Annotated in this window: 7 protein-coding genes; 4 read left to right on the forward strand and 3 right to left on the reverse strand. The window is 41.6% G+C overall.

Features of this window, described 5'->3' with window-relative positions:
* Positions 1-27: 27 nt before the first annotated feature.
* From G3T18_RS14020 to G3T18_RS14030, 3 genes are all read right to left on the reverse strand, one after another.
* Positions 28-231 (reverse strand): hydrogenase maturation nickel metallochaperone HypA, encoded by a 204-nt coding sequence (locus tag G3T18_RS14020; RefSeq protein WP_224411188.1) that lies wholly within the window; start codon positions 229-231, stop codon positions 28-30.
* Positions 232-428: 197 nt separating this feature from the next.
* On the reverse strand, positions 429-1499 hold the full coding sequence (locus G3T18_RS14025; protein WP_224411189.1) for an ADP-ribosylglycohydrolase family protein: 1071 nt from the start codon (positions 1497-1499) through the stop codon (positions 429-431).
* Positions 1500-1534: 35 nt separating this feature from the next.
* Positions 1535-1699, reverse strand: a complete 165-nt coding sequence (locus G3T18_RS14030; protein ID WP_224411190.1) for a hypothetical protein — start codon at positions 1697-1699, stop codon at positions 1535-1537.
* On the opposite strand from G3T18_RS14030, the gene G3T18_RS14035 reads away from it, so the two are divergent.
* From G3T18_RS14035 to gatB, 4 genes are all read left to right on the forward strand, one after another.
* Positions 1693-3036, forward strand: a complete 1344-nt coding sequence (locus tag G3T18_RS14035; protein ID WP_318013974.1) for an ABC transporter ATP-binding protein — start codon at positions 1693-1695, stop codon at positions 3034-3036. The two genes, G3T18_RS14030 and G3T18_RS14035, sit on opposite strands and share 7 nt — an antisense overlap.
* Before the next feature lie 366 nt (positions 3037-3402).
* A complete protein-coding gene (locus tag G3T18_RS14040) occupies positions 3403-3582 on the forward strand; it encodes a high light inducible protein (RefSeq protein WP_224411191.1) in 180 nt (59 codons plus the stop codon).
* Positions 3583-3648: 66 nt separating this feature from the next.
* Positions 3649-3825 (forward strand): chlorophyll a/b-binding protein, encoded by a 177-nt coding sequence (locus tag G3T18_RS14045; RefSeq protein WP_224411192.1) that lies wholly within the window; start codon positions 3649-3651, stop codon positions 3823-3825.
* 154 nt (positions 3826-3979) lie between these two features.
* Complete coding sequence (gatB, locus tag G3T18_RS14050) at positions 3980-5464, forward strand: Asp-tRNA(Asn)/Glu-tRNA(Gln) amidotransferase subunit GatB (RefSeq protein WP_224411193.1); 1485 nt, start codon at positions 3980-3982, stop codon at positions 5462-5464.
* Positions 5465-6026: the final 562 nt, after the last annotated feature.

Here is a 6026-nt window from a genome sequence, read left to right on the forward strand (position 1 = left end):
TTTCCCTACTTTTGCTTATTATTCAACTCAATCATCGGGAAATTGCCAACAAGAAATACTTTCTACATTTTTGCTTCCACACTGACTACAAACAACCTCAAATGAGGAATCTACCCATTCGCTGTCACAGTCACGACAATGACAGAAAATATTTTTCCGGTTGGCTGTGTGAATTTTTTCCTGCCATTCCCGTAATCTGGCAGCGTCTTTTTTTAATTGCTCGTCTGACATTTTTGTCAACTATTTCTTAACAAGATTTTACTAAAAAATAATTGATTTTCTTGTTTGGCATTATATCACATCAAACAATGAAAATAAACATTCTGCTTATGCTCGTTAATCGCCTTTTTTTGGGGCAACAATAAAGGAATGCCGTTTTTCTTGATTAAATAATTTACCTAAATTCTAGCTTGGCATGATTGAGATAATCAATAGGGAGGTAACAGACGCCGCAACCCATGTAAAATTACGACAAATAAGAAAAAAAGATTGCGCAAGAAAATCGCATCAGGTAGCAAAGATAACGGTTTTTGTCTCCTCCCGCTAACCCTAACTTCAGCTAATTTCCTCCCCAAATTTTCCAGCCATTCCCTACTTTTAGGAAACTCCCATAAATCCCTAAGCCACTGCTGAGGAAAACCAACTTTTCCTACCGAAGCACCAATAATTCCACCTAAAATTGCGGCTGTAGAATCAGTATCGCCGCCGAGACGAATAACTTCTTGAATAGCAGTTGCATAGTCTGTTTGATGTCGCAACCAAATTTGAATTACGACAGGGACTGTATGATAAACATAACCAGTAACTCCTTGATTAAGTCCTAAATCTAGAGCAAATAATTCTGCTGATTGCTGTTTGATTGCACTCTCACAAGCTAGTTCAATTAATTCGAGAAATTCAGGAGCTTCTGGTGGTAAAATTTCTGTCATAAATTGAGAGTATGTTTCTGGAGATACCTTTGACTGATTGGTAGCAAAGCGTGCAGCGATCGCCACAGCTAACGCTCCCCATTCAGCTTTGGGATCTGTATGCGTAATTCTCGCCGAAACTTTTACCAACTCGCGCATTTTTTCCAAATTATCGCCATAACAAACACCGATGATTGCACTTCTCATCGCTGGTCCATTTCCCGCCGAAAATACACCACTACGATCTGGCGAAAAACCTAACCATAACTTCAAGATTGCTTTCAGGGTTGCCAGACCTAAATTAACAGGTAAACTTAACAACCAAAAGCGAAATTGCCAAGCAAGAGAGCGAGCAAATTTAGCTCGCTCTCCCCCCGAAACAATTAAAGCTTGAGCAACCATGCAAGTATGTTCTGTATCATCAGAAATCATTCCTTTACCAAAGCAAAAGCGATGTCGATCGATCCGAGAATAAATTTTTCGTTGTCTTTGCTTTGATAAACCTTCATAAGGAAGTCCTAAAGCATCTCCTACTGCCGTTCCCAGTAAACAACCAATAACAGAATCAACTTTTTGGGTAATTGATGACATCTTATTTGGTAATAAAATATAGTTAATGATATTTATTATAAAAAAAAGACGTTTAACGATCGCTGCGAGATTTTTCGGTAGGGTAAGTTGGTAATGGCGATCGCTACGGTTAAGAGAGTTGGTTGCTTAACTACTACACTAGGATCGGTAGGTTTGCCGATCGGTGTGATTTTCGTTGGGAAAGGATCTGGAAGTGGCAAAGGTTGTATTAGAAAATGTCTATAAAAGTTTTCGCGATCGCGGGGGTAGTAGTCAGGATACTATTGAACCTGTGACGACGGAACCGTTGTTGTCTCCTGCTGACACACCACCGCAGTTGAAGGCTGAAACGCGATCGCCAAAATCCATTAATGTGTTACGACGTATTAACCTAACAGTCAAAGATGGCGAATTTATGGTACTCGTTGGTCCTTCTGGTTGCGGGAAAAGTACGTTACTCCGCGTTATTGCTGGACTGGAAGAACTTACTGGTGGCAATATTTTCGTAGGGTCTACTTTAGTTAACAATCTTCCACCCAAGCAACGCGATATTGCAATGGTATTCCAAAATTACGCCCTTTATCCTCATCTCAGTGTTTACGATAATATCGCTTTTGGGTTACGACGCATGAGTAAAGGGGAAGCAGCAGAAACCGAGACAGCAACCCCAGATAACTCCAACCAATCTCAATTACCTCCTTGGGCAGAAGATTTATTTGTCGGTGTTACCAGAAAATTACCCAAAGGCTTACATTACGTTTCTGAAAAAGAAAAGAGTGTAGATGCGATCGTCCGCGAAGTAGCGAAATTATTGCAAATTGAACCTTTACTGAGACGACTCCCGAAAGAACTTTCCGGCGGACAAAAACAAAGGGTAGCATTAGGAAGGGCGATCGCGCGCAAACCGCAAGTGTTCCTCATGGACGAACCTCTCTCCAACCTTGATGCTAAACTGCGTGCGGAAACTCGTAGTCAAATTGTCAAACTTCAGCAACAATTAGGGACAACTACGATTTACGTCACTCACGACCAAACAGAAGCAATGACGATGGGATCTCGCATCGCTGTCATGAATCAAGGTGAAATTCAGCAGATTGCTACTCCCTTAGAAATTTATAACCGACCAGCAAATCGTTTTGTCGCCGAATTTATCGGTTCGCCACCAATGAATTTTATTATGGTAAAGGTAAATGCGCCTCTCCTCATTTCTCACGCACAGTTTAGACTTACCTTACCCGAAGCATGGTCAACATTTCTCAAACCTTATGATACGCGATCGCTACTTCTCGGTATTCGTCCCGAACATCTCCAAATTAGTCCCCCAGCTACCAAAAACTTACCTGTCAAAGTAGAATTAGTCGAAGCCCTCGGTAACGAAACTTATCTCACCGTCTCTCTTTCCGGTTCCATCGAACCACCCCTACAAGTCAGAATACCCCCAGAACGCATCGTTAAACCTGGTGACTCACTCTGGCTATCCATCCAAATAGATAAGATACACCTTTTCGACCCCCAAACAGGTAACGCGATCGGGGGACTAGGTTCAGTTAACAGTTAACAGTTAGCAGTTAGCAGTTAGCAGTGAACAGTTATCAGTTAGCAGTTATCAGTTAGCAGTTAGCAGTGAACAGTTAGCAGTGAACAGTTAGCAGTGACCAGTTATCAGTTAGCAGTTAGCAGTTATCAGTTATCAGTTAGCAGTTATTAGTTTATCCTCCTTGTCTCCCAGTCCCCAGTCCCCAGTCCCCAGTCCCCAGTCCCCAGTCCCCAGTCCCCAGTCCCCTCTAAACATTCCTCAAAAATTTTCCTCTTACTTTCAGATTATTAAGTTTTATTACTGGTTTATCTCCTTGGAGAGATAACCCCTCTATAAATTTTTGTTAAATTGATTGACATAGAGAACTAAATACCCATTACAGCAATTATGACTAACCCACAAAATACACCCATCACCAATCCTGAAGAACGCAACGCTTGGAATTTCGGTTTCACACCCCAAGCAGAAATCTGGAATGGTCGTCTAGCGCAAATCGGCTTTTTAGCTGCGGTACTAATCGAACTGTTCTCAGGTCAAGGTTTACTACACTTCTGGGGCTTAATGTAAGCCAGAGTATCACCAAAACCTAAATAATTTTCGTCAATTCTCAGTTAACTCACGGAGGAAGCAATTATGACTAACCCACAAACACCTATTACTAAACCAGAAGACCGTAACGAGTGGAAATTCGGTTTCACACCACAAGCAGAAATCTGGAATGGTCGTCTAGCGCAAATCGGCTTTTTAGCTGCGCTGCTAATCGAATTGTTCTCAGGTCAAGGTTTATTGCACTTCTGGGGCTTAATGTAGTCTGAATGCAGATTTGCTCCGAAGAGAATAAACATGGTTCTAGGGTGCATTTTATAGCACCCTAAACTGTTTTAGGGGAAATACTACCAATGCTGTTGGAACAGTCAAAGATACAATAAGGCTAATATTTGAAATTCTCCTTAATTTCTAACTTATGACCACAGCGACCAAAGTTAAGACTGAATACGAAGCAGTTATTGGACTGGAAACCCACTGTCAGCTTAATACGAAGACAAAAATTTTTAGTGCTGACTCGACAGAATTTGGTTCACCTCCGAATACTCATATCTCTCCGATTACTCTCGGTTATCCTGGGGTTTTACCCGTCCTGAATGAGAAAGTTCTCGAATATGCAGTGAAAGCTGGTTTAGCTTTGAACTGTAACATTGCTCCTTACAGTAAATTTGACCGTAAACAATATTTTTATCCGGATTTACCGAAAAATTATCAAATTTCGCAGTTCGATCTGCCGATCGCGGAACATGGTTGGTTAGAAATTGAACTTCTCGATCAAAAGACGAAAGAACCAATTCGCAAAAAGATTGGGATTACTCGCTTACACATGGAAGAAGATGCAGGTAAGCTGGTTCATGTAGGTAGCGATCGCCTTTCTGGTTCGACTCATTCTTTGGTCGATTTTAACCGCGCTGGAGTCCCCTTATTAGAAATTGTCTCGGAACCGGATTTGCGATCGGGTCAAGAAGCGGCAGAATATGCTCAAGAGTTACGTCGGATCGTGCGCTATCTTGGCATCAGTGACGGTAATATGCAAGAAGGTTCTCTGCGCTGCGATGTGAATATTTCTGTGCGTCCCGTGGGACAAAAAAAGTTTGGGACGAAGATTGAAATCAAGAATATGAACTCCTTTAGCGCAATCCAAAAGGCGATCGATTATGAAATTGAACGTCAAATTAAAGCTTTAAATGGGGGAGAAACTCTGGTTCAAGAAACTCGACTTTGGGAAGAAGGTAGTCAACGGACTAAAGGTATGCGTAGTAAGGAAGGTTCGAGTGATTATCGCTATTTTCCCGAACCGGATTTACCACCAATTGAAGTTTCTCAGCAGCAACTCAAGCAATGGAAAGCTGAACTTCCCGAACTTCCCGCGCAAAAGCGATCGCGCTATCAACAAGAGTTAGGACTTTCTGCTTACGATGCTGAGGTTTTAACTGAAGATCGTACGGTGACAGAATATTTTGAAGCTGTTGTAGCTGCGAAAGCTAACCCAAAGCAGGTAGCTAACTGGGTGATGGGAGATATTGCTGCTTACTTGAATACGAATAAACTCAGTATTACTGAAATTGCGCTGACACCTTTAATTTTGGCTGAGTTGATTCAGTTAATTGAAGAAGGTACGATTAGTGGTAAGATTGCTAAAGAAATTCTCCCGGAACTCTTGACTAAGGGGGGTTCAGTCAAAAAACTGGTCGAAAGTAAGGGAATGGTGCAAATTTCCGATTCTGGAGAACTGGAAAAAATTATTGATGAGGTCTTAGCTGCACATCCCAAAGAAGTTGAACAGTTTCACAATGGTAAAACAAAACTGAAAGGTTTCTTTGTGGGACAGGTGATGAAGAAAACTAGCGGACGTGCAGATCCGAAGTTGACTAATCAACTGTTGGGTAAAAAGCTAAAATAGCGATCGCTTAACTGTTTGGAGACGCGCAGTGTCGCGTCTCGACTATCAACCGAAACCTTTACTCAGTTTTTACACAATCTTTACAGAAAAAACAAATTAGGGGGTGACACCCCCTAGCCCTAAAATGATATATTGTGTTAGCAAGATGCACCCTGATGATTGGGAGGGTCACAGTTTGTGACTCTCTTTTTTTTGTCGGACTCAAGTTTTTCGCTCTTTTCCAGAAAGCTAATCAAAAGCAAGATCGCGAGCAATTTTTTCCATTTGAATTTGCTCTGATGTTCGCTCTACTCGTTTAAGCACAATAATCATTTTTCGATCTTCAAATCATATTACTGTCAAAAAAATTTGTCTTAGGGGGTGACACCCCCCACCCCCAAGATGCTATATTGTGATAAGTAGATGCACCCTGATAAGAGGGAGAGTCACCACCCGTGATTCTCCCTTTTTTTCGTTCCCAGAGTTAAGAGTAAAAACCTTTCCCCAAAAAAAATCAAAAAAGGGGTGACACCCCCCACCCCAAAGTGATACTCTTAAATTAAGTAGATGCACCCTGACGATC

Source organism: Oscillatoria salina IIICB1, from assembly GCF_020144665.1.
GTDB lineage: Bacteria > Cyanobacteriota > Cyanobacteriia > Cyanobacteriales > SIO1D9 > IIICB1.